Source organism: Ruegeria sp. HKCCD9138, assembly GCF_057220975.1.
The window spans coordinates 56,678-81,468 of sequence record NZ_JBWVAZ010000015.1 but is presented as its reverse complement, the minus strand read 5'-3'; the positions used below and the strand labels follow the sequence as shown (position 1 = coordinate 81,468).

Here is a 24,791-nt window from a genome sequence, read left to right as displayed (position 1 = left end):
CCGCGAAGGCGGCCGCACCGTCGGCGCCGGCGTCGTGTCGAAAATCATCGAGTAATCGGTGACGGTTTTGAGATTATTCGCCGAATAATCTCGGACCCAACCGGTGAACCAAAGAAGGCCGTCCCTCAAGGGGCGGCCTTTTTCGTTTTTTACAACAGTGGGCCGAAGCACTTCGGCTCTGAAAGCGGCGCAGCCGCAGGTTTTTACAGTGTGGAAAAATCGATGTGGAGATATAGAAGTTCTCGACCGTCTTCGCTGAAGGTTGCTCTCACACCCATGCCATAGGGGACGGCCCTTCGAATGCGGGATAGAATGCCAGACGTTGGGAAACGCGGCCCGTTTCTCTTGATCGACCATCCGCCGTCGACGCGTAATGTGCCATTTCGGTTTTGGTAGGGTTTTTCGGAACTGAAATTCTCGCCCACATGAAAGCCTTGGGCTTCTAACCATGATGCAGCCTCGGGCACTCCACCCCATTCGTGTAGCAACCTGAACATACAAACCTGTGCATCTCCGTTGGTTGAAATCTTATCCCAATCCATTCGAAGCAAATCTTCGTGGGTTTCTGCATCGGCTCCGGTTTCAAGGCAGGACTGAGCATCTGGAAACTGGTATGACGCACGCACAACATCACTATTCATTCTGTTTGCAAATCGCAGTTGGAACTCCGGTTGACCTGAATTTAGTGGCAGCGTTGAAAAGAATAGTGCCGTTACAAGTGATTTGAGGAAGTAGAGAAAGACGCCCAGAACGAAGAGTGCAATCGCCTTCTTTGGGAGGTTAGCATTTCGAAAACCCTCGGGTGGCCAGAAATACTCTTGCTTGATCTTCGGACTTTTCATCCATCGAAGCGTCAACAAGCCCAGTAAAGCCAGAACAAGGAATGCGCCCAGCAAAACGTAGGAAAAGCCCAATGGCGCATTCAGAAGCAGTGCCATTGTGAGTAACGCGGACCAAGTCGTTACCGATCCGTCTGGATTAATTACTCTAGGCCCAATGCAGAAGGTGAGGACAGAGCCCAAAAGGAACGCGAGTGAAGCTAATGCAAATAACAGCATCAGCCAAAAAAGCTGTAACGCGATTGCGTAGGTGTAATGGATGTTGGGGTCATCGTTAAACAAGTGTGCAATATCAAATGCACCCACATGCAACAAAGCGGAAACCACAATAGAATTGGATAACAAAGCTGGCGTCAAAGCGTAGGGCTTCCCACTGATTCAAAAAGGCAAACGCGTGTAAACCTGTCAGATACTCAGTACTAAGGACGACTCAGTTTAAAGTGGTTTTCAAGTCCGGTATTCCCAACCAAAAAGTGAATCTACCAATGCTTCGCGCAGATGGTGTTCTCGGATTGACATGTGGTTATCAACTGCCGTTTTAGAGAGAACCAACAAACCCCTTGCCAAACCCTGCCAACCCAACTAATACGCGCGAGTTCTCAGTAAGAACATCAAGGCGGGGTGATTCCCGCCTTTTGGGTTCGATGAGGGTTGGCGATGCGCGTCTGTCCTCCTCTCAACCTCAACGCCTGATAAAAGGCTGTTACTATGCAAAGCCAAAACATCCGTATTCGGCTGAAGGCATTTGACTATCGCGTCCTGGATGCCAGCACGCAAGAGATCGTCAACACTGCCAAGCGGACCGGCGCGAACGTGCGCGGCCCGATCCCGCTGCCGAACAAGATTGAGAAGTTCACGGTTCTCCGTGGCCCTCACGTTGACAAGAAATCCCGCGACCAGTTCGAGATCCGCACGCACAAGCGTCTGCTCGACATCGTTGATCCGACCCCCCAGACCGTTGACGCGCTGATGAAGCTCGACCTCGCTGCTGGTGTGGACGTCGAGATCAAGCTGCAGTCGTAAGATCGGAGGGTATAGATTATGCGCTCTGGTATTATCGCAAAAAAAGTTGGCATGACCCGCCTGTTCATGGAAGACGGCAAGCAGATCCCTGTGACCGTTCTTCACCTGGACAACCTGCAGGTTGTTGCACAGCGGACCGCTGACAAAGACGGCTACACCGCCGTTCAGCTGGGCGCCGGTGCTGCCAAGGCAAAACGCACCTCGAAAGCCATGCGCGGTCACTATGCCGCTGCAAAGGTTGAGCCCAAGCGTAAGCTGGCCGAGTTCCGCGTCTCCGAAGATGGCCTGATCGATGTGGGAGCCGAGATTTCGGCGGAACACTTCCTGGAAGGTCAGAAAGTTGACGTTTCGGGCACCTCGATCGGTAAAGGCTTTGCCGGTGCGATGAAGCGCCACAACTTCGGTGGTCTGCGCGCCTCGCACGGTGTTTCGATCAGCCACCGTTCGCACGGTTCGACCGGTCAGTGTCAGGACCCGGGCAAGGTGTTCAAAGGCAAAAAGATGGCCGGTCACATGGGTGCTGCCCGTGTCACCACCCAGAACCTGGAAGTCGTCAAAACCGACGCCGACCGTGGTCTGGTCTTCATCAAAGGCGCCGTTCCCGGACCGAAATCGGGCTGGGTCACCGTCAAGGACGCCGTCAAGAAGAAAGCACCCGAAGGTCTGCCGTTCCCGGCAGCCGTAAAAGGTGCCGCAACTGAAGCACCTGCGGAAGAAGCTCCCGCGGAAGGTGGTGAAGCATGAAACTTGATGTAATCAAACTGGACGGCGGCAAAGCCGGCGACATCGAGCTGAACGCCGATCTGTTCGGTCTCGAGCCGCGCGCGGACATCCTGCACCGTGTGGTCCGTTGGCAGCGCAACAACGCGCAGGCCGGCACCCACAAGGTGAAGACCCGCTCGGAAACCAGCTACTCGACCAAGAAGATCTATCGCCAGAAGGGCACCGGTGGCGCACGCCATGGTGACCGTAACGCGCCGATCTTCCGCAAGGGTGGTATCTACAAGGGCCCGACCCCTCGTTCGCACGGCCACGACCTGCCGAAAAAGTTCCGCAAGCTTGGCCTGCGCCACGCTCTGTCGGCCAAAGCCAAGGCAGGTGAACTGGTTGTGATCGAGAACGCCGAAGCCGAAGGCAAGACCGCCGCTCTGGCCAAACAGGTTGCAAACCTGGGCTGGAAACGCGCTCTGGTCATCGACGGCGCGACCGTGAACGAAGGTTTCCTGAAGGCGTCGCGCAACATCGAGGGTCTGGATATCCTGCCGTCGATGGGTGCAAACGTTTATGACATCCTCAAGCGTGACACTCTGGTGCTCACCAAAGCGGCTGTCGAAGCACTGGAGGCTCGTCTGAAATGAGCGCGAAGGCAGAACACTACGACGTGATCCGCAAGCCGATCATCACTGAGAAGTCGACCATGGCGTCCGAAAACGGCGCGGTTGTCTTTGAAGTGGCGATCGACAGCAACAAGCCGCAGATCAAAGAGGCCGTTGAGGCGCTGTTTGGTGTGAAAGTCAAAGCGGTGAATACCACCGTGACCAAAGGCAAGGTCAAGCGGTTCCGTGGCCAGCTGGGCCGTCGGAAAGACGTCAAGAAAGCATATGTGACCCTGGAAGAGGGTAACACCATCGACGTGTCCACCGGTCTCTGATCGGATCACGTTTGTGGAGAGAGATGAAGGCCCCCGCGAAAGCGGGGGTTTTTTTGTTTGGAGGCATGGCATTGATTTATTGCGTAGCAATGGTTTCATTGGATGACAGTTGCCGTTCCAAATTTGATGTGAACTTTACGAAGAATGAACAAAGCAAAAACCATTGAATTCAACCGCCCTGCTAAATTCACATTGTTGGAGGTTCTGGGAAGCGGCGCGTGCGGTGAAACCGTCCATATCCGAGACGAAGGTATGGATGCCGATTTTGTTGCTAAGAAGTATCTTCCGATCATATCCGAAGAAGAAAACCCCGGTCTCTTTCTCGATTTGCTCGGACGGTTCCGTGATGAAGCGCGAATTCTCTTTCGGTTAAATCACCCAAACGTAGTCAGGGTCTTCAACTACTTCGACTACAGTGAATACAAAACATCGTACATCGTAATGGAGTACGTCTCGGGATTAGAGTTACTGGACTATCTCAAGAAAAACCCCGCTAACGCCGATAGGGTATTTGAAGGCGTAGTCGACGGTTTTACCCATTTGCAAGCGCGCGGTGTCCTGCATCGGGACATTCGTCCGGCAAACATTCTGATTGATGAGACAAGTACGCCAAAGATCATAGATTTTGGCTTCGGAAAAGAGATTGGGTTGGGCCAACCCGAAGATGACCGAAAGAGCATCTCTTTGAACTGGTGGTGTGAGACCCCTCCAGAATTCGCGGACAATATCTACGACTTTCAAACGGAGGTCTATTTTGTTGGAAAGCTGTTTCAACTGGCTATTCAGGAATGTGGACTAAGCGACTTCAAGTACAGGCTACTATTGATTTCAATGTGCGAGTCCGACCGGTCACGCCGAACACAGTCTTTTGAAGACGTGAAGCGCTCGATCAACGAGGGCAAATTCGCGGAGTTATCGTTTTCCGATGGGGAAGTAGAAACCTATCGGAATTTTGCTGGGGAGTTGTCCGAAGTTGTGTCTTCCATCCAATCGGATGCTAGGTTCGACCGAGATCCGACAAAAGTTCTCGTAAAGCTTGAAGCGCTGTACCGAAAAACGATGCTTGAAGAGACTGTTGCCGCACCGAACAAGTTAGTCTCTATTTTTGTGTTAGGCGCGTTCAGTTATTGGAAAAGTACCGAGGTTTATGTTGAGACACTACTCAGGTTCATCAATCTCCTGAGAGGATTGTCAGAAGAAAAGCGGAGTATTGTCTTGGAAAATATAGTTTTGCGACTAGAGGCATGCGAGCGGACAGAACCCGAAATTGATGACGATGAGATTCCATTTTAGGATACGGTTAGGTTTGGACTGGCAGCATTGGTTTTCGTGCCGAAATGGCATTTAAATTCCGGTCGCGCCCTATAGACACCCACCCCCAACCCTGTTACACGCTCCCAATCTTGCGGCCTCGGATTCGTTCCGGGGCCTCTGATATTTGTAACCGGGGACCTTCGGGGCCCTATACCCTTGGCACCTACGGGGGCCTATCACATAGCGGGGAAATCCCCTGCACTTGCTAAACGGAAGACAGAAAGCATGGCACTCAAGTCGTACAAGCCGACGACGCCGGGCCAGCGCGGGCTGGTGCTGATCGACCGTTCGGAGCTTTGGAAAGGACGTCCGGTCAAGTCTCTCACTGAGGGTTTGACCAAATCGGGCGGCCGGAACAACACCGGACGGATCACTTCACGCCGCCGTGGCGGTGGCGCAAAGCGTCTCTACCGGATCGTTGACTTTAAACGGAACAAAATGGATGTCGCGGCAACCGTCGAGCGGATCGAATACGACCCGAACCGGACCGCATTCATCGCATTGGTCAAATACGAAGACGGCGAGCAGGCATATATCCTGGCTCCGCAGCGTCTGGCTGTTGGTGACAAGGTCATCGCGTCGGCCAAGGCCGACATCAAGCCGGGCAACGCAATGCCGTTCTCGGGCATGCCCATTGGTACCATCGTCCACAACATCGAGATGAAGCCCGGCAAGGGCGGTCAGATCGCACGTGCGGCCGGTACTTACGCTCAGTTCGTTGGCCGCGATGGCGGCTACGCTCAGATCCGTCTGAGCTCGGGCGAGCTGCGCATGGTTCGTCAGGAATGCATGGCCACCATCGGTGCCGTGTCCAACCCCGACAACAGCAACCAGAACCTCGGTAAAGCCGGTCGTATGCGCCACAAGGGCGTGCGCCCGTCGGTTCGTGGTGTTGCAATGAACCCGATCGATCACCCGCACGGTGGTGGTGAGGGTCGTACCTCGGGTGGCCGTACACCGGTTACGCCGTGGGGCAAGGACACCAAGGGTAAGCGTACCCGCAACAAGAACAAAGCGTCCCAGAAGCTGATCATCCGCTCGCGGCACGCCAAGAAGAAGGGACGTTAATCCATGTCTCGCTCTGTTTGGAAGGGTCCTTTCGTCGATGCTTACGTGCTGAAAAAAGCCGAAGCAGCGCGCGAGTCGGGCCGCAACGAAGTCATCAAGATCTGGTCGCGTCGTTCCACCATTCTGCCCCAGTTCGTGGGTCTGACCTTTGGTGTGTACAACGGCCAGAAGCACATCCCCGTCAACGTCTCGGAAGACATGATCGGTCAGAAGTTCGGTGAATACTCGCCGACCCGGACCTATTATGGCCACGCCGCAGACAAAAAAGCGAAGCGGAAGTAAGTCATGGGCAAGGAAAAGAACCCCCGCCGCGTGGCTGAAAACGAAGCAATGGCGAAAACGCGCATGCTTCGCACCAGCCCGCAGAAACTGAATCTGGTTGCGCAAATGATCCGCGGCAAGAAAGTCGAGAAGGCTCTGACCGACCTGACTTTCTCGAACAAGCGTGTCGCGCAGGACGTCAAGAAGTGCCTGCAGTCCGCAATCGCGAATGCCGAAAACAACCACAACCTGGACGTTGACGAGCTGATTGTCGCCGAAGCATGGGTTGGCAAGAACCTGGTCATGAAGCGTGGTCGTCCGCGTGCTCGTGGCCGTTTCGGCAAGATCATGAAGCCGTTCTCGGAGATCACCATCAAGGTGCGTCAAGTTGAGGAGCAAGCCTAATGGGTCATAAAGTAAATCCGATCGGCATGCGCCTGCAGGTCAACCGCACCTGGGACAGCCGCTGGTACGCCGACACCAAGGACTACGGTGATCTTCTGCTGGAAGACCTCAAGATCCGTGAGTTCATCAACAAAGAGTGCAAGCAGGCCGGTGTTGCCCGTGTGATCATCGAACGTCCGCACAAAAAGTGCCGCGTTACGATCCACACTGCACGTCCCGGTGTCATCATCGGCAAGAAAGGTGCAGACATCGAAGTTCTGCGCAAAAAGCTTGCTCGCATGACCGACAGCGAACTGCACCTGAACATCGTCGAAGTGCGCAAGCCCGAGCTTGACGCGCAGCTGGTTGCCGAGTCCATCGCTCAGCAGCTGGAGCGCCGAGTTTCGTTCCGCCGCGCGATGAAGCGCTCGGTTCAGAACGCCATGCGCATGGGCGCCCTGGGTATCCGGGTGAACGTCGCTGGTCGTCTGGGCGGTGCCGAAATCGCACGGACCGAGTGGTACCGCGAAGGCCGCGTGCCTCTGCACACCCTGCGCGCCGACATCGATTACGCACATGCCGAAGCGATGACTCCTTACGGGATCATCGGGATCAAGGTCTGGATCTTCAAAGGTGAGATCATGGAGCACGATCCGCAGGCACGTGACCGTAAAGCACAGGAACTCCAGGACGGCCCTGCACCTCGTGGTGCTGGTGGCGGTCGTCGCTAAGGAGGGAAAGATATGCTTCAACCAAAGCGTACTAAATTCCGCAAGATGCACAAAGGCCGGATCAAGGGTCTCGCCAAAGGCGGCTCTGATCTGAACTTTGGCACCTACGGCCTGAAAGCTCTTGAGCCTGAGCGTGTAACTGCACGCCAGATCGAAGCTGCACGTCGTGCCATGACGCGTCACATGAAGCGTCAGGGTCGTGTCTGGATCCGCATCTTCCCCGACACTCCGGTCACTGCAAAGCCGATCGAAGTTCGTATGGGTAAAGGTAAAGGTTCGGTCGACCGCTGGGCATGCAAAGTCAAGCCTGGCCGCGTGATGTTCGAGATCGACGGCGTTAATGACGACATCGCCCGCGAGGCCCTGCGCCTGGCCGCGATGAAGTTGCCGATCAAGACCCGCGTCGTGGTTCGCGAAGACTGGTAAGCGATCCGGGGGGCAACCCCGTTCGTGACAAGATTGACCCCCGTCGGGAAACCGGCGGGGGTTTCCTGTTGGGGGCGCTGCCCCCGCCGCGGCAAGCCGCGACTCCCCCGGGATATTTTTGGCCAGATGAAGATTGCGTCTCCTGCTTTCATCGGGCTAAAAAATCTCGGAGCGCGAGGTAGAGCCTCGCAAAACACCCATCGCCTTCTTTCCGAGGCTGGTTTAAGACGAGGCCATGCCAAAGATTGAATCGCTCTTCGTCACCCGTCTCTATCGCGCAGGCCTGTCCGAATTCGGCCCCAAGATCGATCCGGAGGAGCTGGAAAGCTCTTGCCTTGTCATCGCCGGGGATGACGAAGCCGGTCAGGAATGGTGTGAAGAAAACGGCTATCCCGGCTATACCAGCTATGCCTCGCTGACCGATCTGCCCTGGCGGTTCCCGATCTTCGCCGATCTGGTCGCTGCGCTGGATCAGCACGTGGCTGCCTTTGCCAGGGATCTGGAGTTCGATCTGGGCGAAGGCGAGCTGAAGCTCGAGGACCTGTGGATCAACATTTTGCCCGAGGGCGGGATGCATTCCAGCCACCTGCATCCGCACAGCGTGATCTCGGGCACCACCTATGTTGCGATGCCCGAAGGGGCAAGCGCGTTGAAGCTGGAAGACCCCCGCTCAGGCCGCATGATGGCTGCGCCGACGCGCCTGAAAGGCGGGCGGCGCGACTTGCAGCCGTTCATCTATATGAAGCCTCAGGTCGGCGACGTCCTGCTGTGGGAAAGCTGGCTGCGCCACGAGGTGCCGATGAACATGGCCGAGGAAGAGCGGATCAGTGTAAGCTTCAATTACAAGTGGGATTGATGAGGCAAATTGCGGTCCACCATCACGTCGGATGAAAAAGCGAAGTATTGGAATGTGCCGCAGTCTTAAGCCCGTCGATCACGTGGTCGATAAAGGCGGTCTGCTTTTTAGGTGACAAGAAAGCTTTGCGACCGATGTCGACGATATCGAATTCAACGGGTACAGGACAGCCGTCCCGGAATACCAATCCCGTTTTCGCGATTTGCTGGTAAATACTTGCGGACACATCTTCGATTGGCTTGACGTGGTGGCCGTGTGTCGCAATGCCATAGATTCCGCCTCCAAAATAGGTCACCAACGGTGCCTGTTCGCGAAGTGCGTCCGAAATGCATTCGGCGATATCCGTCACTTGATCCAAGAATTCTCGCGAGGTGCATCTTTCATAAATGGATGTGATGTTCGTTACCGTGAGAATCTGAAGCCTCGTGGCTCGGAAATCCAGCCGGCCCAACTGCGCAAGGTAGTTTTCAAATGCGTGAACCCGCAGAACTCCGTCGACGTCGTCAATTGGTATCGCATCGCAAAGTTCGATTGTTTTGGGTTGGTGGCCAAGCTGAATGGCCTGGGGCGGCGCTTGTGCAATTTGTGCCAACTGCTCAACTCGGATGGATGCAGTTTCGGCCAGTTTGACGCGCAATTTCAGATCGGTGAAGTCGATAGGTTTGATCACGTAGTCGGTGGCCCCGGCGGCAAAGGTTTCGTCAACATGCCGTTTGTCCGACATCGCGGTGACCATAATGATTGGCTTGAAAAGATAACCGGGACGGGTCCTGATGCGTCTGCAAAGCTCAACCCCCGTCATTCCTGGCATTTGTATATCCAGAAGAAAGAGATCAAAGGGGCTGCTGGCCTGTTCAATCCTCTCTAGGGCTTGAGCCCCAGATTGCGCTGTTTCAATACTGTGTTCCCCGGACATTTCCAGGCCGAGGGAGAGCACTTCCAAAATGTCGGCATCGTCGTCGACAATAAGAACCTTCATGGCGGAACTCCAAGACGTCGAGCAGTGCGGGATTTAACAGGTAAAACAAAGAAAAAAGAATGACTCAGAACAAGGATTGCCCGGCGAATTTACTACAATCTAAATACAATGGTACTTAGCGTACGCTACCGCATAAATTGTTCAATTGAAAAGATGTTTTTGAATTGCATTAAGTTTTTTTGGAAATAAGCATGCTTATTGCCAAATGCTTGGTTGATTTGCGATCTTCAAGTGTGCCTAAGCCCGGGTGTGACGCAATTGGTGAGGGCTACAAACTTTCCCTTGCCACCCACCCCCTAAACCCTTATACGGCGGCATCCTGCAAGTCCCCCGGCCGAGTCGGGGGATTCGCATGTCTATCATTCATCCACCAGGTCCAAGGTGACCCTGTCAGGGGGCCTTCTGGTGTTTTGAGCAAAGGAAAAAGGCGATGAACGCCCAAGAACTGCGTGACAAGACCCCGGACCAGCTCCGCGAGGAACTGGCCAACCTGAAGAAAGAAAGCTTTAACCTGCGCTTTCAACAGGCAACCGGTCAGCTGGAAAACACTGCCGGCATCAAAGCGGCCCGCCGCAATGCTGCCCGCGTCAAAACCATTCTGAACGAAAAGGCCGCTGCTGCGGCATCGGAGGAGTAATCCCATGCCCAAGCGTATCCTGTCCGGAGTAGTAACCAGCGACGCCAACGAGCAGACCGTGACTGTTTCGGTTGAACGCCGTTTCAAGCACCCGCTGCTGCACAAAACCGTTCGTAAGTCCAAGAAATACCGGGCTCATGACGAAAAGAACGCCTTCAAGGTCGGCGACACTGTACGCATCATCGAATGCGCGCCGAAATCGAAGACGAAACGTTGGGAGGTTCTGGAGGCATAAGCCCCCAGACCTTTCCATTTGTCGAAACCCTGGGGGAATTAACAAGACCAGCCCCCACAGGTCGGGAGAAACCACATGATCCAGATGCAGACCAATCTGGATGTCGCTGACAACTCCGGCGCTCGCCGAGTTCAGTGCATCAAGGTCCTGGGTGGTTCCAAGCGTAAATACGCCTCCGTCGGCGACATCATTGTCGTCTCGGTGAAGGAAGCCATCCCGCGCGGCCGCGTAAAGAAAGGTGACGTCCGCAAGGCCGTCGTCGTGCGCACCGCCAAGGAAGTCCGTCGCGAAGACGGCACCGCGATCCGTTTCGATCGCAACGCCGCCGTCATCCTGAACAACAACAACGAGCCGATCGGTACCCGTATCTTTGGCCCCGTTGTTCGTGAACTGCGCGGCAAGAACTTCATGAAAATTATCTCGCTGGCTCCGGAGGTGCTGTAATCATGGCTGCTAAACTCCGCAAAGGCGACAAGGTCGTCGTGCTGGCCGGCAAGGACAAGGGCAAAGAGGGCACCATTTCCTCGGTTGACCCCAAAGCCGGAAAAGCTGTTGTTGATGGCATCAACATCGCCATCCGTCACACCCGCCAGTCGCAGAACTCGCAAGGTGGTCGTCTGCCTCAGGCAAACCCGATCGACCTGTCGAACCTGGCACTGCTGGACAAGAACGGCAAAGCGACCCGCGTTGGCTTCCGCATGGAAGGTGACAAGAAGGTCCGCTTCGCCAAGACCACAGGGGACGTGATCGATGCTTGATAACGCAACCTACACCCCGCGTCTGAAAACTCAGTACGTTGAAACCATCCGTGCCGCTCTGAAAGAAGAGTTCGGCTACAAGAACAACATGCAGCTGCCCAAGCTGGAGAAGATCGTTCTGAACATCGGTTGTGGTGCCGAGGCCGTCAAAGACTCGAAGAAAGCGAAAGCTGCGGTCGAGGATCTGACTGCGATTGCCGGTCAAAAGGCCGTTGCAACCAAGGCGAAGAAGTCGATCGCGGGCTTCCGCGTCCGTGAAGACATGCCGCTGGGCGCGAAAGTGACCCTGCGTGGTGACCGGATGTACGAATTCCTGGATCGTCTGATCACCATCGCGCTGCCGCGCGTGCGTGACTTCCGCGGTGTAAAGCCTTCTTTCGATGGTCAGGGCAACTTCGCCATGGGCATGAAAGAGCACATCGTTTTCCCGGAAATCGATTTCGACAAGGTCGACGAGGTCTGGGGCATGGATATCGTAATTGCCACCACAGCGAAAACCGACGCTGAAGCAAAGGCACTGTTGAAAGCGTTCAACATGCCGTTCAACGCATAAGCGCCGGGAGGATTGAGACATGGCTAAAAAAGCAATGATCGAACGCGAAAAGAAGCGCGAACGCCTGGTGGCCAAATATGCCGCAAAGCGTGCCGAGCTGAAAGAAATCGCGAATGACGAGAGCAAGCCGATGGAAGAGCGCTTCAAGGCGCGTCTGAAACTGGCGAAACTGCCGCGCAACAGCTCGGCTACCCGTCTGCACAACCGTTGTCAGCTGACCGGTCGTCCCCACGCTTACTACCGTAAGCTGAAGGTCAGCCGTATCGCGCTGCGCGAGCTGGGTTCTGCTGGTCAGATCCCCGGCATGGTGAAATCGAGCTGGTAAGGGAGACATAGATATGAATGATCCTATCGGCGATATGCTCACCCGTATCCGCAACGCGCAAATGCGCGGCAAGTCCACCGTTTCCACCCCGGCTTCCAAGCTGCGCGGTTGGGTTCTGGACGTGCTGGCGGACGAAGGCTACATCCGTGGCTATGAAAAGACGACCGGTGAAAACGGTCATCCGGCCATCGAAATCAGCCTGAAATACTACGAAGGCACCCCTGTTATTCGTGAACTGAAGCGGGTTTCCAAGCCCGGTCGCCGCGTGTACATGGGCGTCAATGACATCCCGCAGGTCCGTCAGGGTCTGGGCGTGTCGATTGTCAGCACTCCGAAAGGTGTGATGTCGGACGCAAACGCTCGCTCCAACAATGTTGGCGGCGAAGTGCTCTGCACCGTCTTCTAAGGAGGTCTGCAATGTCTCGTATTGGTAAAAAACCGGTCGAGCTGCCCAGCGGCGTTTCCGCCTCTGTGTCGGGTCAGACCATCGAAGTCAAAGGTCCGAAAGGCACCCGCAGCTTCACCGCCACTGACGATGTAACGCTGTCGGTCGAGGACAACGTGGTCAAGATCGACCCGCGTGGTTCGTCCAAACGTGCGCGTCAGCAGTGGGGCATGAGCCGCACCATGGTTGCCAATCTGGTGACCGGTGTGACCGAAGGCTTCAAGAAGGAACTGGAGATCCAGGGTGTGGGTTACCGCGCTCAGATGCAGGGCAACACCCTGAAGCTGAACCTGGGCTACAGCCACGATGTTGATTTCGTTGCTCCGGAAGGTGTCACCATCACCGCACCGAAGCAGACCGAAGTCGTTGTGGAAGGAATCGACCAGCAGCTGGTGGGCGAAACTGCGGCCAAAATCCGCGAGTGGCGCCGTCCCGAGCCGTATAAGGGCAAGGGTATCCGCTATAAGGGCGAGTTTATCTTCCGCAAGGAAGGCAAGAAGAAGTAAGGACGCAAACAATGGCAAACAGCAAAAGAACCCTGTTTCTGAAGCGCCGCCTGCGCGTTCGGAACAAACTTCGCAAAGTCAACGCCGGCCGTGTACGTCTGTCGGTTCACCGTTCGAACAAGAACATCAGCGTTCAGCTGATCGACGACGTTCGTGGCGTGACCCTGGCCTCGGCCTCGACCCTGGAAAAAGATCTGGGTGTTGTTGGCAAGAACAACGTCGAAGCGGCCACCAAAGTGGGCGCGGCCATCGCCGAGCGTGCCAAGAAGGCAGGCGTCGAAGAGGCCTATTTCGATCGTGGCGGCTTCCTGTTCCACGGCAAAGTGAAGGCTGTCGCCGACGCTGCGCGTGAAGGTGGTCTGAAGATCTAAGACCTGCGGGCAGCTTTGCGGCTGCCCCGATGATCCGGGGGCCTCGGCACCAGTCGGGGCTCACTTGGATTGAAGAAACGGTGCGGCAAGCGCCATATGAGAAAAGGGATGCCAAATGGCAGAACGTGAAAACCGTCGGGGCCGTGGCCGCGACCGTGAAGAAGCACCGGAATTTGCAGATCGTCTGGTCGCAATCAACCGCGTGTCGAAAACCGTAAAAGGTGGTAAGCGCTTTGGCTTCGCCGCTCTGGTGGTTGTCGGTGATCAGAAAGGCCGCGTCGGCTTTGGCAAGGGTAAAGCGAAAGAAGTACCCGAGGCCATCCGCAAGGCGACTGAGCAAGCCAAGCGTCAGATGATCCGCGTGCAACTGCGCGAAGGTCGTACCCTGCACCACGACATCGAGGGCCGTCACGGCGCCGGTAAAGTAGTTATGCGCACCGCACCTGAAGGTACCGGTATCATCGCTGGTGGTCCGATGCGTGCCGTGTTCGAAATGCTGGGCGTTAAGGACGTTGTGTCCAAGTCGCTGGGCTCGCAGAACCCGTACAACATGATCCGCGCCACCATCAACGGCCTGCAGAAAGAGCAGAGCCCGCGTTCGGTTGCCGCGCGTCGTGGCAAAAAGGTTGCCGACATCCTGCCCAAGCGGGACGAAGCCCCTGCAGCCGAAGCGCCTGCTGCTGAAGCAGAAGCATAAGGAGAGCGACCCATGGCAAAAACCATCGTCGTCAAGCAGATCGGTTCCCCGATCCGTCGCCCCGCCGAACAGCGCGCAACCCTGATCGGCCTGGGCCTGAACAAGATGCACAAAACCCGTGAGCTGGAAGACACCCCTTCGGTTCGCGGCATGATCAACAAGATCCCGCATCTGGTAGAGATCGTCGAAGAGCGCGGCTAAGCGCAGCTTCGAAGACTTTGAAACGCCTCTGACTTAGGTTGGGGGCGTTTTTTGTTTTGAACTTGTTGTTTCCATTATGTTCTGGCCTTTATATTGATCCTGGCCAACGAAAATGAAAATTGGTGAGAGGCATCGGTGAAAATACAGGAAATCACAGGCCTGGTTGACTGGCTTACGATAAAGAACGCTTCGGTTGTCTCATTAGCGGCGTGTATGTTTCTTAGCTCTAAGTATTACTTTGGGCCCAGTATGTCGGCGGATGTAAAAGCAATAGCTTTTATGCTTTGTTTCGCACTCTCGTACCTTTTTGTAAGCGGCTTTATTTGGTTGAAAGGCTGGTGGCAAGCTGAGCGCGATAAAATGGATGTATTGCACGCCGCTCTACGGTTGCCTTACGAAGAGCTCAGAACCTTGGCATATGATGTAGACGACTTTGGCGGCAATGAATTTTGCTGCAGCAAGCTGGGGCCTCAGAAAACGGATGCTGCTCTTAGTCGGGGATTTCTTAAGCGACATCTAACCGGCCATGTAGTCGAAGGCGGTGTCCCTAAGTATAACGTTTGGTTCGATGAGATTTTGGTCCAGGAAAAAGATCAGCTTTTTGATGAGTTAGAAACTCGTCTGCAAGACGGCACCTTTAGCATTTAACGGTTTGGGTGCCACCGGTTAGTTGGTCGGGTTGTGGCTTATTCGAACTGAAAAGCGTCGCTATGCTGCATTCGCATACCGGCCAGACCGAAATCTGCATTGTTAGCGTTATCTTTCGCGCCTATCTGAGCCTTGTCCCTAAAGGATCACAAAAGGAAACACCGGGGAATACGCCTCGGTACAAGAAAGGAATAGAGATATGGCACATACAACTGCACTGACACATGGCGGCTTCAACCTGAGCGCCCGCATTGCGAAGTTTATCGAAGGCGTGAAGGAAACCCGCGAAAAGGCGATCGAGTACCACCGCACCTACAATGAACTTCAGCGCCTGTCCAACCGCGAGTTGGACGACATCGGTGTCCGTCGCTGCGACATCGCAGACATCGCGCATAAGCACGTCTATTGCGTGTAAGGCGGCACTGCATCCGACCCCCGAGGCGCCCAGTGGCGCCTCTCATGATTCTGGGGGACTGATCACGAATTGGCGGTCTGCTGGGCGGAAGACACAACAATCCTTGCAACCGAAGGCGCAACGCTGTATCGGGCTCCGGTGGCATTGCGTCCACGAGAATCAAAACCAAGAAATGCCGTGGTTGGCCCATCACGCTTCGGGGTCACATCCGGCTTAGGAGAAGCGAAATGAAACTGAACGAATTGCGCGACAATCCTGGCGCGAGCCCGAAACGGACCCGCGTAGGCCGTGGCCCCGGTTCCGGCAAAGGTAAAATGGGTGGCCGTGGTATCAAAGGCCAGAAATCCCGTTCGGGTGTGGCCATCAATGGCTACGAAGGCGGCCAGATGCCGCTGTACCAGCGTTTGCCCAAGCGTGGCTTCAACAAGCCGAACCGCAAGGAATTCGCAGTTATCAACCTGGGTCTGATCCAGAAATTCGTTGACGCAGGCAAGCTGGACGCCAAGGCAGCGATCACCGAGGACGCACTGGTTGCCTCCGGTTTGGTCCGTCGCAAGCTGGACGGTATCCGCGTTCTGGCGAAAGGCGAAATCAGCGCCAAAGTGAACCTGGAAGTCACCGGTGCATCGAAAGCTGCCGTCGAGGCAGTTGAAAAAGCGGGCGGTTCACTGAAAGTCACAAAAGCTGCTGCGGCAGAGTAAGCGCTTGTGAGCGGGCAAAGACCCGCTTACATAGACTTCAGAGTTTTCCAAGACGCCGTCCGAGCCGGAAAACGGTTCCGGGCGGCGTTTGCATAAGAGAGACCGATTTATGGTATCAGCAGCAGAACAAATGGCGGCCAACACGAGCTGGGCTGCCCTTGGCAAGGCCACCGATCTGCGCAACCGCATCCTGTTCACGCTGGGTTTGCTGATCGTCTATCGTCTGGGCACATTCATTCCGGTGCCGGGTATAGACGGGCAAGCGCTGCGCGAGTTCATGGAGCAGGCGGGGCAGGGCATCGGCGGCATGGTTTCGATGTTCACCGGCGGGGCGCTGGGGCGGATGGGTATCTTTGCCCTCGGCATCATGCCCTATATTTCGGCCTCGATCATCGTGCAGCTGCTGACCTCGATGGTTCCCGCGCTTGAGCAACTCAAGAAAGAGGGCGAGCAGGGCCGCAAGAAGATCAACCAATATACTCGTTTCGGCACCGTGGCACTGGCCACAGTTCAGGCCTATGGTCTGGCCGTATCGCTGGAATCGGGCGATCTGGCGACCGATCCGGGGCTCTATTTCCGCTTTTCGACCATGATCACGCTGGTCGGCGGCACCATGTTCCTGATGTGGTTGGGTGAACAGATCACCGCGCGCGGCATCGGTAACGGTATCTCGCTGATCATCTTCGTCGGCATCATCGCCGAGGTTCCGGCCGCGTTGGCGCAGTTCTTCGCGAGCGGGCGCAGCGGTGCAATCAGCCCGGCCGTCATCGTTGGTGTGATCGTGATGGTCATTGCCGTGATTACCTTTGTGGTGTTCATGGAACGCGCCCTGCGCAAGATCCACATCCAGTATCCGCGCCGTCAGGCCGGTATGAAGGTGTACGAAGGCGGCTCGAGCCACCTGCCGGTCAAAGTGAACCCGGCGGGCGTTATCCCGGCGATCTTCGCAAGCTCGCTGCTGCTGTTGCCGGTGACGATCTCGACCTTCTCGTCAGGTGCCACCAACGGGCCGATCATGTCGTGGCTGTTGGCCAACTTTGGCCCCGGACAGCCGCTGTACCTGCTGTTCTTCGCATCGATGATCGTGTTCTTTGCATATTTCTACACGTTCAACGTGTCGTTCAAACCCGACGATGTGGCGGACAACCTCAAAAAGCAGAACGGTTTTGTGCCGGGCATCCGTCCGGGCAAAAAGACCTCGGAATATCTGGAATATGTCGTCAACCGCGTGCTGGTTCTGGGTTCGGCCTATTTGGCGGCGGTCTGTCTGCTGCCTGAAATCCTGCGGGGCCAGTTTGCTATTCCGTTCTATTTCGGCGGCACCTCGGTTCTGATCATCGTCTCTGTGACCATGGACACGATCCAACAGGTTCAGAGCCACCTGCTGGCGCATCAATATGAAGGGCTGATCGAAAAGTCCCAGCTGCGCGGCAAAGGCAAAAAACGCGGCAGAAAGGGAGCTGCTCGTCGATGAACATCATACTTCTTGGCCCCCCGGGGGCCGGCAAGGGGACGCAAGCGCGTCACCTGGTCGAGACACGCGGCATGGTTCAGCTCAGCACCGGTGACATGTTGCGCGAAGCCAAGACCTCGGGCACCGAAATGGGCAAGAAGGTCGCCGCGATCATGGATGCGGGCAAGCTGGTCACGGATGAGATCGTGATCGGACTGATCGAAGAGAAACTGACCACCGAAACCGGCGCCGGATTTATCTTCGATGGCTTCCCCCGCACACTGGCGCAGGCCGATGCACTGGCGGCGCTGCTGGCCAAGCTGGGCCAGTCGCTGCACACCGTGATCGAGATGCGCGTGGATGATGAGGCTTTGGTGCAGCGGATCACGGCGCGTTCGACCTGCGGCGGCTGCGGTGAGGTCTTTAATGACATCACCAAGCCCATCCCAGCGGATGGCAAATGCACCAATTGCGGCAAGGAAAATGACTTCGTCCGTCGCGCCGACGACAACGAGGACAGCCTGCGCACCCGCCTGATGGAGTATTACAAGAAGACGTCGCCGCTGATTGGCTACTACTATGCCAAGGGCGATCTGCGCCCGGTCAATGGTCTGGCAGACATCAAGGAAGTTACCGCCTCGATCGAGGCGATTCTGGGCTGACTTCAGGTTGGGGCTTGACGGCCCCTCCAAAAGCCCATATCGACCCACATCCCTATGGGAATCACTACTGCGTGCGGGATTCGTTTCGTTCGCCCCGACCACCTCGAATAATGCTGAACCCTCTGGCCTCACTGCCACGGTTAGGCGTTGTGAAAAAAGGTTCTGGAACTACGGAACCGCAACGAAAAGGAAAGTGACACGTGGCACGTATTGCCGGCGTAAACATCCCGACTGCCAAGCGGGTACCTATCGCCCTCACATATATCACCGGAATCGGCAACACCTCGGCCAAAGCGATTTGCGAAGCCGTTGGCATTGAAGCGTCTCGTCGCGTCAATGAGCTGTCGGATGCCGAAGTTCTGGCCATCCGTGAACATATCGACGCCAACTACACCGTCGAAGGTGACCTGCGTCGTGAAGTTCAGATGAACGTCAAGCGCCTGATGGACCTGGGCTGCTACCGCGGTCTGCGTCACCGCCGCAACCTGCCGGTTCGCGGTCAGCGTACCCACACCAATGCTCGTACCCGCAAAGGCCCCGCAAAGGCCATCGCTGGTAAGAAGAAATAAGGGAGGGTCTGACTGATGGCACGTGATAAGACTCGCGTTAAGCGCAAAGAGCGTAAGAACATCGCATCGGGCGTCGCCCATGTGAACTCGACCTTCAACAACACCAAGATCCTGATCTCGGACGTGCAGGGCAACGCCATCTCGTGGTCGTCTGCCGGTACTATGGGCTTCAAGGGATCGCGGAAATCTACTCCGTATGCCGCGCAGATGGCTGCGGAAGACGCAGGCAAGAAGGCGCAGGAACATGGCGTCAAGACGCTGGAAGTCGAAGTTCAGGGCCCCGGTTCGGGTCGTGAATCGGCTCTGCGTGCGCTGGCTGCAGTGGGCTTCAACATCACGTCGATCCGCGACGTGACTCCGATTGCTCACAACGGCTGCCGCCCGCCGAAGCGCCGCCGCGTCTAAGCGATTTTGAATTGAGCTGGGGCTGTGTTTTTGCACGGCCCCAGCACGTCATTTTGAACCTCGGGCGTCTGCACCTTGTTGGTCATGGGGCGCGGACAGGAATGGAGGGATTACATGATCCACAAGAATTGGGCAGAATTGATCAAACCGACCCAGCTTGACGGCAAGCCGGGCAACGATCCCGCTCGTCAGGCGACCCTGGTTGCCGAGCCGCTGGAACGTGGCTTTGGTCTGACTCTGGGCAACGCGCTGCGTCGCGTTCTGATGAGCTCGCTGCAAGGTGCGGCCATCACCAGCGTTCAAATCGACAACGTCCTGCACGAGTTCTCCTCGGTTGCGGGCGTGCGTGAAGATGTCACCGACATCATCCTGAACCTCAAAGGCGTGTCGCTGCGCATGGAAGTCGAAGGCCCCAAGCGCCTGTCGATCAATGCCAAAGGCCCCGCCGTTGTCACCGCCGGTGACATCAGCGAAAGCGCTGGTATCGAGGTTCTGAACCGCGATCACGTCATCTGCCACCTGGATGATGGCGCCGATCTGTTCATGGAACTGACCGTCAATACCGGTAAAGGTTACGTCTCGGCTGAGAAGAACAAGCCGGAAGATGCACCGATCGGCCTGATCCCGATCGACGCGATCTATTCGCCGGTCAAAAAGGTTGCCTATGACGTTCAGCCGACCCGTGAAGGTCAGGTTCTGGACTATGACAAGCTGACGCTGAAGATCGAAACAGACGGTTCGATCACGCCGGAAGACGCGCTGGCCTTTGCCGCACGCATCCTGCAGGATCAACTGTCGATCTTCGTCAACTTCGACGAGCCTGAGGCGGCTGGCCGTCAGGACGAGGATGACGGTCTGGAGTTCAACCCGCTACTGCTGAAGAAAGTGGACGAGCTGGAACTGTCGGTCCGTTCGGCAAACTGCCTGAAGAACGACAACATCGTTTATATCGGCGACCTGATCCAGAAGACCGAAGCCGAGATGCTGCGCACCCCGAACTTCGGCCGCAAGTCGCTGAACGAGATCAAGGAAGTGCTGTCCGGCATGGGTCTGCACCTCGGCATGGATGTCGAGGATTGGCCGCCCGACAACATCGAAGATCTGGCCAAGAAATTCGAAGACGCGTTCTAAGCGCGTCTTCACCAATGCCCGGGCTGCCGGGGACAACAAGGGCACTTCCGCCCCAAGGAGAGCCGGTGACACGCATCGCCGGCCAGACAAAGCAAAACGCGAAAGAAGGAACTAGAAAATGCGTCACGCACGTGGTTACCGCCGCCTAAATCGTACTCATGAGCACCGCAAGGCGCTGTTTGCGAACATGGCTGGCTCGCTCATCGAACATGAGCAAATCAAGACAACTTTGCCCAAAGCAAAAGAACTGCGCCCGATCATCGAAAAGCTGGTCACTTTGGGTAAGCGCGGCGACCTGCACGCCCGTCGTCAGGCCGCATCGCAGCTGAAAGAAGACAAAGACGTCGCAAAGCTGTTCGAAGTTCTGGGCCCCCGCTACGCCGAGCGTCAGGGTGGATACGTCCGTATCCTGAAAGCCGGCTTCCGCTATGGCGACATGGCACCGATGGCGATCATCGAATTCGTTGATCGTGACGTCGACGCCAAAGGCGCGGCTGATAAAGCCCGTGTTGCCGCAGAAGAGGCCGCAGACGACGAATAAGAAAGCGCCGTTTTCGGAATTCAACCCCCGCGTCCCGGACGCGGGGGTTTTCTTTTGCGGTCCTGTTGAAGTGTCGCATTTGACCCATTTCCGGTGACATCGAGCGATGCAAACCTTACCGTCCCGCGTCACGTTCAGAGGCAAGCGCGGAGGAAAGAGGATGGTGACACTTTCTGAACTACCCGGCGAACTGACGGGCCCATCCGTTTGGATCGGCCGCGAGATGGAGCTGCGGCAGGACGAATGGATTCTGGATCTAACACCGGAAGATGTCGCCGACCTGGAGCAAGCCGCCCGGCACTACCTGAACCTGGGGCAGGACATTGGTGAAATCACAGCTGCGAATTTCCCGCTGCAACGGTTGGACCAGCATCTTGCGGACCTGCGCGACAAGCTGATCGACGGGATAGGTTTCGAAGTGATCCGTGGCCTTCCCGTGCAGACATACACTCAGGAAATGGCCGCCGCGATCTTTTGCGGTGTGGGTGCCCATCTTGGCTCGGCCCGCTCTCAGAACGCGCAGGGACATATTCTGGGACATGTCCGCGACGTTGGCGCCGACGCCAGTGATCCGAACACGCGAATCTATCAGACCCATGAGCGCCAGACTTTTCACACGGACAGCGCCGACATCGTTGGTTTGATGTGCCTGAAGGACGCCAGGGAGGGCGGGGACTCGCTGTTGGTCAGTGCCGAGGCGATCTACAATCGGATGCGGGCAGAGTGTCCAGAATTGCTGGAGCGATTGTTTGACCCGATTGCGACCGACCGCAGAGGGGAAGTTCCGGAAGGCATGCAACCCTTCATGACCATACCTCCGTTCAATTGGCACGATGGGAAGCTGACGGTGTTCTATCAGCGGCAATACATCGACAGCGCGCAAAGATTCCCCGAGGCCATGCGGCTTACCCCTGAACATGTTGCTGCATTGGACAAGTTCGATGCTCTGGCAAATGATCCGGACTTGCATCTGAGTATGCGTCTGCAGCCCGGCGACATGCAGTTCGTCTACAACCACTCGCAGTTACACGACCGGACCGGCTTCGTTGACTGGCCGGACCCGGCCGAGCGGCGTCATCTCTTCCGTCTGTGGCTATCGCCTGAGGGGGACAGGGAATTGCCCGACGTATTCAGGCAGCGTTACGGCAATATCGACGTGGGTAATCGCGGCGGCATCATTACCAAAGGCACGCGCCTGCACGCGCCGCTGGACTGAACACCCATCGGATGCTTGCATTACGTTCCGTGTGGACGCATATCCAACGCAGCTTTGCACGTTGAGGTGTTCATGTTCCGCACGACACTTGTCGCTCTTTCACTCGCTTTCGCTTCGATTGCCACGGCTGAAACCCGTGTGCCGCAATCTCAGGTCGAGATTTCTTTGGGCTTTGCCCCCGTGGTCAAAGAGGCTTCGCCGGCAGTCGTCAACATCTATGCCAAGATCGTACGACAGGGGCGGGTCAACCCGTTGTTTGCGGACCCGTTCTTTCAGGACTTTTTCGGCGGAGGGTTTGGTGCGCCACGGCCGCGGGTGCAGAACTCGTTGGGCTCGGGCGTGATCCTTTCGGAAGACGGGTATGTGGTGTCCAATTACCACGTCGTTGGCGCCGCGACCGAAATAAGGATCGTCACTACGGATCGCCGTGAATTCTCGGCCAAAGTGGTTCTGGGCGACAGGGAAAGCGATATTGCGATCCTGCGACTGGGTGAGGCCGAAGGCCTGCCGTTCCTGGAGTTGCGCGACTCGGACCAGGTTGAGGTTGGCGAACTGGCCCTGGCAATTGGCAACCCGTTCGGAGTGGGGCAGACGGTATCTTCGGGCATTATCTCGGGGCTTGCGCGGACCGGCACGGCAACCGGCAATGCGCGGGGCTATTTTATCCAGACCGATGCGGCCATCAATCCCGGGAACTCTGGTGGCGCACTGATCGACGTGAACGGGCAACTGATCGGAATCAACACCTCGATCCTGACCCGCTCCGGCGGATCGAACGGTATCGGCTTTGCCATTCCGGCCAATCTGGTCGCCGAGTATCTGCAACAGGCTCGGGCAGGCAACGAACATTTCGTCAGCCCTTGGGCGGGGATGGCCGGCCAGCACATGAGCGCGGACATCGCAGAATCTCTCGGTCTGTCGCTGCCACAAGGCGTTGTGATTTCGGACCTGCACCCGCTCAGCCCGTTGGCTGAAGCCGGTTTGAAGGTCGGCGACGTCGTAACGCATGTCGACGGGAAAGAGGTGAACTCTCCGGCCGAGATGAAATTCCGCATGTCTATCGCGGGCGTCGGGGGAACGTCTCTCCTGACGCGCCTGCGCGGCGACACACGGAGCGACATCAAAGTGGCTCTGATTCCGGCGCCCGAAACACCACCCGCGGAAGAGACCGAACTGGATGATGGTACGGTGCTGCCCGGGCTGGTGATAGCGCGGGTCAACCCGGCTTTGATCACCCGGCTGGGTTTGGTGTTGTCGCAGACAGGCGTTGTCGTGGTCGATTCCGGACCGTTCGGCGCGCGTGCCGGATTAAGAGCAGGCGACGTGGTGAACGCGATCAACGGTCAAGTGGTCGAGCGACCCGTGGATGTCGTAAAGGCTCTGACCCGCCCCGGGCGCCGGGTTCAGATCGATCTGGATCGGGGCGGTAAGGCGGTGTCCCTGCGGTTCCGGCTGTAACACGATGAGCGACCTGTTCGATACTCACGAAAGCCCGCAGATGGCCGCGCCACACCGGCCTTTGGCCGACCGGTTGCGCCCGCAATCGCTGACCGACGTCATCGGGCAGGAACAGGTGCTGGGTCCTGACGCGCCATTGGGCGTGATGCTTGCGTCGGGCAGCTTGTCCAGCCTGGTTTTCTGGGGTCCGCCAGGTGTCGGGAAAACCACGATCGCGCGGTTGCTGGCACAGGAAACCGATCTGCATTTTGTACAGATCAGTGCTATTTTTACCGGCGTACCTGATTTGAAGAAGGTCTTTGAGGCAGCCAAAATTCGTCGGCAGAACGGGCAGGGGACGTTGCTGTTCGTCGACGAAATCCATCGTTTCAACAAGGCCCAGCAGGATGGGTTTCTGCCGCATATGGAGGATGGCACCATCCTTTTGGTGGGGGCCACAACCGAGAACCCTTCTTTTGAACTCAACGCCGCTGTTCTAAGCCGTGCGCAGGTCTTGGTGCTGGAACGCCTGACCCTGGCTGATCTGGAACGGCTGACCCAACGGGCCGAAAAAGAGCTGGGAAAAGCCTTGCCGCTGACCGGCGCGGCGCGCGAGGCCCTGCAGGAAATGGCGGATGGAGATGGCCGTGCGCTGCTGAACCTGATCGAGCAGGTATCGGCCTGGGCTGTCGACAAACCGCTGGACTCTGATGCACTGGCAAAACGCCTGATGCGGCGAGCTGCGAAATACGACAAATCGGGCGACGAGCACTACAATCTGATCTCGGCGCTGCACAAATCAGTGCGCGGATCAGACCCGGACGCGGCGCTGTACTGGTTCGCGCGGATGCTGACCGGTGGCGAAGATCCGCGTTTTCTGGCGCGCCGCATCACCAGAATGGCGGTCGAGGATATCGGGCTTGCCGATCCGCAGGCGCAGTCGATCTGCCTGCATGCGTGGGAAACATACGAGCGGCTTGGGTCGCCCGAGGGCGAACTGGCGCTGGCGCAGGCGGTCATCTATCTCGCGTTGGCGCCAAAGTCGAACGGGGCCTATGTGGGTTACAAGGCAGCAATGCGGCTGGCCAAGCAGTCCGGCAGCGCGCCGCCACCAAAACACATCCTGAACGCGCCAACATCGTTGATGAAAGACCAGGGCTATGGTGCAGGATATGCATATGATCATGATGCCGAAGATGGTTTTTCCGGCCAGAACTATTTCCCCGAGGACATGGAGCGACCTGAGCTCTATCAACCGGTTGAACGCGGTTTCGAACGCGAGTTGAAAAAACGGTTGGACTATTTTGCCAAGCTGCGGGCGCAACGGACTTCAAACCAGGGCTGACTTGACTC

36 protein-coding genes are annotated in these 24,791 nt (G+C 56.7%); 34 read left to right on the top strand and 2 right to left on the bottom strand.

The window, feature by feature from the left end; all coding sequences use genetic code 11:
• Window positions 1–203: 203 nt before the first annotated feature.
• Window positions 204–1,196, bottom strand: coding sequence for a hypothetical protein (locus AC2TEL_RS20105; protein WP_480851712.1), 993 nt, complete (start codon window positions 1,194–1,196; stop codon window positions 204–206).
• Between the two features lie 351 nt (window positions 1,197–1,547).
• Here AC2TEL_RS20105 and rpsJ point away from each other — a divergent pair, with 351 nt between their 5' ends.
• The 11 genes from rpsJ to AC2TEL_RS20050 all read left to right on the top strand — a co-directional run bounded on the left by rpsJ (window position 1,548) and on the right by AC2TEL_RS20050 (window position 8,553).
• Window positions 1,548–1,862 (top strand): 30S ribosomal protein S10, encoded by a 315-nt coding sequence (gene rpsJ, locus AC2TEL_RS20100; protein WP_008756422.1) that lies wholly within the window; start codon window positions 1,548–1,550, stop codon window positions 1,860–1,862.
• Between the two features lie 18 nt (window positions 1,863–1,880).
• Window positions 1,881–2,606, top strand: coding sequence for a 50S ribosomal protein L3 (gene rplC, locus AC2TEL_RS20095; protein WP_170634762.1), 726 nt, complete (start codon window positions 1,881–1,883; stop codon window positions 2,604–2,606).
• Window positions 2,603–3,220, top strand: a complete 618-nt coding sequence (gene rplD / locus AC2TEL_RS20090; RefSeq protein ID WP_155148664.1) for a 50S ribosomal protein L4 — start codon at window positions 2,603–2,605, stop codon at window positions 3,218–3,220. Before rplC ends, rplD begins: the two co-directional genes overlap by 4 nt.
• Window positions 3,217–3,513 carry a 50S ribosomal protein L23 gene (locus AC2TEL_RS20085; protein WP_008757532.1) on the top strand — a complete coding sequence of 99 codons (297 nt, stop codon included), beginning with the start codon at window positions 3,217–3,219 and terminating at the stop codon, window positions 3,511–3,513. The genes rplD and AC2TEL_RS20085 overlap by 4 nt, the downstream gene beginning before the upstream one ends.
• A 144-nt stretch (window positions 3,514–3,657) precedes the next feature.
• Complete coding sequence (locus AC2TEL_RS20080; protein ID WP_480906503.1) at window positions 3,658–4,806, top strand: serine/threonine-protein kinase; 1,149 nt, start codon at window positions 3,658–3,660, stop codon at window positions 4,804–4,806.
• Between the two features lie 246 nt (window positions 4,807–5,052).
• Entirely contained in the window at window positions 5,053–5,895 is an 843-nt protein-coding gene (gene rplB, locus AC2TEL_RS20075) for a 50S ribosomal protein L2 (protein ID WP_480906500.1), read from the top strand.
• 3 nt (window positions 5,896–5,898) lie between these two features.
• Window positions 5,899–6,177, top strand: a complete 279-nt coding sequence (gene rpsS / locus AC2TEL_RS20070) for a 30S ribosomal protein S19 (protein WP_005980699.1) — start codon at window positions 5,899–5,901, stop codon at window positions 6,175–6,177.
• 3 nt (window positions 6,178–6,180) lie between these two features.
• Window positions 6,181–6,561: a 50S ribosomal protein L22 gene (rplV, locus tag AC2TEL_RS20065; RefSeq protein ID WP_039538267.1), complete on the top strand. Its 381-nt coding sequence runs from the start codon at window positions 6,181–6,183 to the stop codon at window positions 6,559–6,561.
• On the top strand, window positions 6,561–7,271 hold the full coding sequence (gene rpsC, locus AC2TEL_RS20060; RefSeq protein WP_008758042.1) for a 30S ribosomal protein S3: 711 nt from the start codon (window positions 6,561–6,563) through the stop codon (window positions 7,269–7,271). The genes rplV and rpsC overlap by 1 nt, the downstream gene beginning before the upstream one ends.
• 12 nt (window positions 7,272–7,283) lie before the next feature.
• Window positions 7,284–7,697, top strand: a complete 414-nt coding sequence (rplP, locus tag AC2TEL_RS20055) for a 50S ribosomal protein L16 (protein WP_058283513.1) — start codon at window positions 7,284–7,286, stop codon at window positions 7,695–7,697.
• Window positions 7,698–7,932: 235 nt separating this feature from the next.
• Complete coding sequence (locus tag AC2TEL_RS20050; protein ID WP_480906497.1) at window positions 7,933–8,553, top strand: 2OG-Fe(II) oxygenase family protein; 621 nt, start codon at window positions 7,933–7,935, stop codon at window positions 8,551–8,553.
• 22 nt (window positions 8,554–8,575) lie between these two features.
• On the opposite strand, the gene AC2TEL_RS20045 is transcribed toward AC2TEL_RS20050, so the two are convergent.
• Window positions 8,576–9,532: a response regulator gene (locus AC2TEL_RS20045; RefSeq protein WP_480906495.1), complete on the bottom strand. Its 957-nt coding sequence runs from the start codon at window positions 9,530–9,532 to the stop codon at window positions 8,576–8,578.
• Between the two features lie 430 nt (window positions 9,533–9,962).
• On the opposite strand from AC2TEL_RS20045, the gene rpmC reads away from it, so the two are divergent.
• The 23 genes from rpmC to AC2TEL_RS19930 all read left to right on the top strand — a co-directional run bounded on the left by rpmC (window position 9,963) and on the right by AC2TEL_RS19930 (window position 24,783).
• Window positions 9,963–10,169, top strand: a complete 207-nt coding sequence (rpmC, locus tag AC2TEL_RS20040; protein ID WP_010437082.1) for a 50S ribosomal protein L29 — start codon at window positions 9,963–9,965, stop codon at window positions 10,167–10,169.
• 4 nt (window positions 10,170–10,173) lie between these two features.
• Window positions 10,174–10,404: a 30S ribosomal protein S17 gene (gene rpsQ / locus AC2TEL_RS20035; protein ID WP_152459158.1), complete on the top strand. Its 231-nt coding sequence runs from the start codon at window positions 10,174–10,176 to the stop codon at window positions 10,402–10,404.
• A 75-nt stretch (window positions 10,405–10,479) separates the two neighbouring features.
• Window positions 10,480–10,848: a 50S ribosomal protein L14 gene (gene rplN / locus AC2TEL_RS20030; RefSeq protein WP_039523372.1), complete on the top strand. Its 369-nt coding sequence runs from the start codon at window positions 10,480–10,482 to the stop codon at window positions 10,846–10,848.
• A gap of 2 nt (window positions 10,849–10,850) precedes the next feature.
• The gene (rplX, locus tag AC2TEL_RS20025; protein WP_152459159.1) at window positions 10,851–11,162 is read left to right on the top strand and encodes a 50S ribosomal protein L24; all 312 of its coding nucleotides are present in this window, start codon (window positions 10,851–10,853) and stop codon (window positions 11,160–11,162) included.
• Window positions 11,155–11,715, top strand: coding sequence for a 50S ribosomal protein L5 (gene rplE / locus AC2TEL_RS20020; protein ID WP_480906492.1), 561 nt, complete (start codon window positions 11,155–11,157; stop codon window positions 11,713–11,715). The genes rplX and rplE overlap by 8 nt, the downstream gene beginning before the upstream one ends.
• Window positions 11,716–11,734: 19 nt before the next feature.
• Window positions 11,735–12,040 carry a 30S ribosomal protein S14 gene (rpsN, locus tag AC2TEL_RS20015; protein WP_010437098.1) on the top strand — a complete coding sequence of 102 codons (306 nt, stop codon included), beginning with the start codon at window positions 11,735–11,737 and terminating at the stop codon, window positions 12,038–12,040.
• Window positions 12,041–12,053: 13 nt separating this feature from the next.
• Window positions 12,054–12,446, top strand: coding sequence for a 30S ribosomal protein S8 (gene rpsH / locus AC2TEL_RS20010; RefSeq protein WP_068340741.1), 393 nt, complete (start codon window positions 12,054–12,056; stop codon window positions 12,444–12,446).
• A gap of 11 nt (window positions 12,447–12,457) precedes the next feature.
• Complete coding sequence (gene rplF, locus AC2TEL_RS20005; RefSeq protein ID WP_480844408.1) at window positions 12,458–12,991, top strand: 50S ribosomal protein L6; 534 nt, start codon at window positions 12,458–12,460, stop codon at window positions 12,989–12,991.
• A gap of 11 nt (window positions 12,992–13,002) precedes the next feature.
• Window positions 13,003–13,362: a 50S ribosomal protein L18 gene (rplR, locus tag AC2TEL_RS20000; RefSeq protein WP_039523386.1), complete on the top strand. Its 360-nt coding sequence runs from the start codon at window positions 13,003–13,005 to the stop codon at window positions 13,360–13,362.
• Between the two features lie 115 nt (window positions 13,363–13,477).
• Window positions 13,478–14,059, top strand: a complete 582-nt coding sequence (gene rpsE, locus AC2TEL_RS19995; protein ID WP_475157803.1) for a 30S ribosomal protein S5 — start codon at window positions 13,478–13,480, stop codon at window positions 14,057–14,059.
• Between the two features lie 12 nt (window positions 14,060–14,071).
• Window positions 14,072–14,260: a 50S ribosomal protein L30 gene (rpmD, locus tag AC2TEL_RS19990; protein ID WP_005621828.1), complete on the top strand. Its 189-nt coding sequence runs from the start codon at window positions 14,072–14,074 to the stop codon at window positions 14,258–14,260.
• A 135-nt stretch (window positions 14,261–14,395) separates the two neighbouring features.
• Window positions 14,396–14,908 (top strand): hypothetical protein, encoded by a 513-nt coding sequence (locus AC2TEL_RS19985; RefSeq protein WP_480906489.1) that lies wholly within the window; start codon window positions 14,396–14,398, stop codon window positions 14,906–14,908.
• A 199-nt stretch (window positions 14,909–15,107) separates the two neighbouring features.
• Window positions 15,108–15,323: a DUF1127 domain-containing protein gene (locus AC2TEL_RS19980; protein ID WP_480906486.1), complete on the top strand. Its 216-nt coding sequence runs from the start codon at window positions 15,108–15,110 to the stop codon at window positions 15,321–15,323.
• Window positions 15,324–15,550: 227 nt separating this feature from the next.
• Window positions 15,551–16,024: a 50S ribosomal protein L15 gene (gene rplO / locus AC2TEL_RS19975; protein WP_480627262.1), complete on the top strand. Its 474-nt coding sequence runs from the start codon at window positions 15,551–15,553 to the stop codon at window positions 16,022–16,024.
• 109 nt (window positions 16,025–16,133) lie between these two features.
• Window positions 16,134–17,498, top strand: a complete 1,365-nt coding sequence (secY, locus tag AC2TEL_RS19970; protein WP_480844405.1) for a preprotein translocase subunit SecY — start codon at window positions 16,134–16,136, stop codon at window positions 17,496–17,498.
• Window positions 17,495–18,139 (top strand): adenylate kinase, encoded by a 645-nt coding sequence (locus AC2TEL_RS19965; protein WP_480844404.1) that lies wholly within the window; start codon window positions 17,495–17,497, stop codon window positions 18,137–18,139. The genes secY and AC2TEL_RS19965 overlap by 4 nt, the downstream gene beginning before the upstream one ends.
• A 200-nt stretch (window positions 18,140–18,339) precedes the next feature.
• Window positions 18,340–18,708 (top strand): 30S ribosomal protein S13, encoded by a 369-nt coding sequence (gene rpsM, locus AC2TEL_RS19960; protein WP_068340723.1) that lies wholly within the window; start codon window positions 18,340–18,342, stop codon window positions 18,706–18,708.
• Window positions 18,709–18,723: 15 nt separating this feature from the next.
• Window positions 18,724–19,113 (top strand): 30S ribosomal protein S11, encoded by a 390-nt coding sequence (rpsK, locus tag AC2TEL_RS19955; protein WP_008757289.1) that lies wholly within the window; start codon window positions 18,724–18,726, stop codon window positions 19,111–19,113.
• A 114-nt stretch (window positions 19,114–19,227) separates the two neighbouring features.
• A complete protein-coding gene (locus AC2TEL_RS19950) occupies window positions 19,228–20,244 on the top strand; it encodes a DNA-directed RNA polymerase subunit alpha (protein WP_480844403.1) in 1,017 nt (338 codons plus the stop codon).
• A 118-nt stretch (window positions 20,245–20,362) separates the two neighbouring features.
• Window positions 20,363–20,785, top strand: coding sequence for a 50S ribosomal protein L17 (gene rplQ / locus AC2TEL_RS19945; protein ID WP_170654553.1), 423 nt, complete (start codon window positions 20,363–20,365; stop codon window positions 20,783–20,785).
• A gap of 160 nt (window positions 20,786–20,945) precedes the next feature.
• Window positions 20,946–22,001 carry a TauD/TfdA family dioxygenase gene (locus tag AC2TEL_RS19940; RefSeq protein WP_480906483.1) on the top strand — a complete coding sequence of 352 codons (1,056 nt, stop codon included), beginning with the start codon at window positions 20,946–20,948 and terminating at the stop codon, window positions 21,999–22,001.
• 72 nt (window positions 22,002–22,073) lie between these two features.
• The gene (locus AC2TEL_RS19935; protein ID WP_480906480.1) at window positions 22,074–23,459 is read left to right on the top strand and encodes a trypsin-like peptidase domain-containing protein; all 1,386 of its coding nucleotides are present in this window, start codon (window positions 22,074–22,076) and stop codon (window positions 23,457–23,459) included.
• Between the two features lie 4 nt (window positions 23,460–23,463).
• The gene (locus AC2TEL_RS19930) at window positions 23,464–24,783 is read left to right on the top strand and encodes a replication-associated recombination protein A (protein WP_480906477.1); all 1,320 of its coding nucleotides are present in this window, start codon (window positions 23,464–23,466) and stop codon (window positions 24,781–24,783) included.
• Window positions 24,784–24,791: the final 8 nt, after the last annotated feature.

Excerpts from the sequence above, each read along its gene's own strand:
- rpsJ (WP_008756422.1), top strand. The coding sequence starts at position 1,548 with ATGCAAAGCCAAAACATCCGTATTCGGCTGAAGGCATTTGACTATCGC.
- rplC (WP_170634762.1), top strand. The coding sequence starts at position 1,881 with ATGCGCTCTGGTATTATCGCAAAAAAAGTTGGCATGACCCGCCTGTTC.
- rplD (WP_155148664.1), top strand. The coding sequence starts at position 2,603 with ATGAAACTTGATGTAATCAAACTGGACGGCGGCAAAGCCGGCGACATC.
- AC2TEL_RS20085 (WP_008757532.1), top strand. The coding sequence starts at position 3,217 with ATGAGCGCGAAGGCAGAACACTACGACGTGATCCGCAAGCCGATCATC.
- AC2TEL_RS20080 (WP_480906503.1), top strand. The coding sequence starts at position 3,658 with ATGAACAAAGCAAAAACCATTGAATTCAACCGCCCTGCTAAATTCACA.
- rplB (WP_480906500.1), top strand. The coding sequence starts at position 5,053 with ATGGCACTCAAGTCGTACAAGCCGACGACGCCGGGCCAGCGCGGGCTG.
- rpsS (WP_005980699.1), top strand. The coding sequence starts at position 5,899 with ATGTCTCGCTCTGTTTGGAAGGGTCCTTTCGTCGATGCTTACGTGCTG.
- rplV (WP_039538267.1), top strand. The coding sequence starts at position 6,181 with ATGGGCAAGGAAAAGAACCCCCGCCGCGTGGCTGAAAACGAAGCAATG.
- rpsC (WP_008758042.1), top strand. The coding sequence starts at position 6,561 with ATGGGTCATAAAGTAAATCCGATCGGCATGCGCCTGCAGGTCAACCGC.
- rplP (WP_058283513.1), top strand. The coding sequence starts at position 7,284 with ATGCTTCAACCAAAGCGTACTAAATTCCGCAAGATGCACAAAGGCCGG.
- AC2TEL_RS20050 (WP_480906497.1), top strand. The coding sequence starts at position 7,933 with ATGCCAAAGATTGAATCGCTCTTCGTCACCCGTCTCTATCGCGCAGGC.
- AC2TEL_RS20045 (WP_480906495.1), bottom strand. The coding sequence starts at position 9,532 with ATGAAGGTTCTTATTGTCGACGACGATGCCGACATTTTGGAAGTGCTC.
- rpmC (WP_010437082.1), top strand. The coding sequence starts at position 9,963 with ATGAACGCCCAAGAACTGCGTGACAAGACCCCGGACCAGCTCCGCGAG.
- rpsQ (WP_152459158.1), top strand. The coding sequence starts at position 10,174 with ATGCCCAAGCGTATCCTGTCCGGAGTAGTAACCAGCGACGCCAACGAG.
- rplN (WP_039523372.1), top strand. The coding sequence starts at position 10,480 with ATGATCCAGATGCAGACCAATCTGGATGTCGCTGACAACTCCGGCGCT.
- rplX (WP_152459159.1), top strand. The coding sequence starts at position 10,851 with ATGGCTGCTAAACTCCGCAAAGGCGACAAGGTCGTCGTGCTGGCCGGC.
- rplE (WP_480906492.1), top strand. The coding sequence starts at position 11,155 with ATGCTTGATAACGCAACCTACACCCCGCGTCTGAAAACTCAGTACGTT.
- rpsN (WP_010437098.1), top strand. The coding sequence starts at position 11,735 with ATGGCTAAAAAAGCAATGATCGAACGCGAAAAGAAGCGCGAACGCCTG.
- rpsH (WP_068340741.1), top strand. The coding sequence starts at position 12,054 with ATGAATGATCCTATCGGCGATATGCTCACCCGTATCCGCAACGCGCAA.
- rplF (WP_480844408.1), top strand. The coding sequence starts at position 12,458 with ATGTCTCGTATTGGTAAAAAACCGGTCGAGCTGCCCAGCGGCGTTTCC.
- rplR (WP_039523386.1), top strand. The coding sequence starts at position 13,003 with ATGGCAAACAGCAAAAGAACCCTGTTTCTGAAGCGCCGCCTGCGCGTT.
- rpsE (WP_475157803.1), top strand. The coding sequence starts at position 13,478 with ATGGCAGAACGTGAAAACCGTCGGGGCCGTGGCCGCGACCGTGAAGAA.
- rpmD (WP_005621828.1), top strand. The coding sequence starts at position 14,072 with ATGGCAAAAACCATCGTCGTCAAGCAGATCGGTTCCCCGATCCGTCGC.
- AC2TEL_RS19980 (WP_480906486.1), top strand. The coding sequence starts at position 15,108 with ATGGCACATACAACTGCACTGACACATGGCGGCTTCAACCTGAGCGCC.
- rplO (WP_480627262.1), top strand. The coding sequence starts at position 15,551 with ATGAAACTGAACGAATTGCGCGACAATCCTGGCGCGAGCCCGAAACGG.
- secY (WP_480844405.1), top strand. The coding sequence starts at position 16,134 with ATGGTATCAGCAGCAGAACAAATGGCGGCCAACACGAGCTGGGCTGCC.
- AC2TEL_RS19965 (WP_480844404.1), top strand. The coding sequence starts at position 17,495 with ATGAACATCATACTTCTTGGCCCCCCGGGGGCCGGCAAGGGGACGCAA.
- rpsK (WP_008757289.1), top strand. The coding sequence starts at position 18,724 with ATGGCACGTGATAAGACTCGCGTTAAGCGCAAAGAGCGTAAGAACATC.
- AC2TEL_RS19950 (WP_480844403.1), top strand. The coding sequence starts at position 19,228 with ATGATCCACAAGAATTGGGCAGAATTGATCAAACCGACCCAGCTTGAC.
- rplQ (WP_170654553.1), top strand. The coding sequence starts at position 20,363 with ATGCGTCACGCACGTGGTTACCGCCGCCTAAATCGTACTCATGAGCAC.
- AC2TEL_RS19940 (WP_480906483.1), top strand. The coding sequence starts at position 20,946 with ATGGTGACACTTTCTGAACTACCCGGCGAACTGACGGGCCCATCCGTT.
- AC2TEL_RS19935 (WP_480906480.1), top strand. The coding sequence starts at position 22,074 with ATGTTCCGCACGACACTTGTCGCTCTTTCACTCGCTTTCGCTTCGATT.
- AC2TEL_RS19930 (WP_480906477.1), top strand. The coding sequence starts at position 23,464 with ATGAGCGACCTGTTCGATACTCACGAAAGCCCGCAGATGGCCGCGCCA.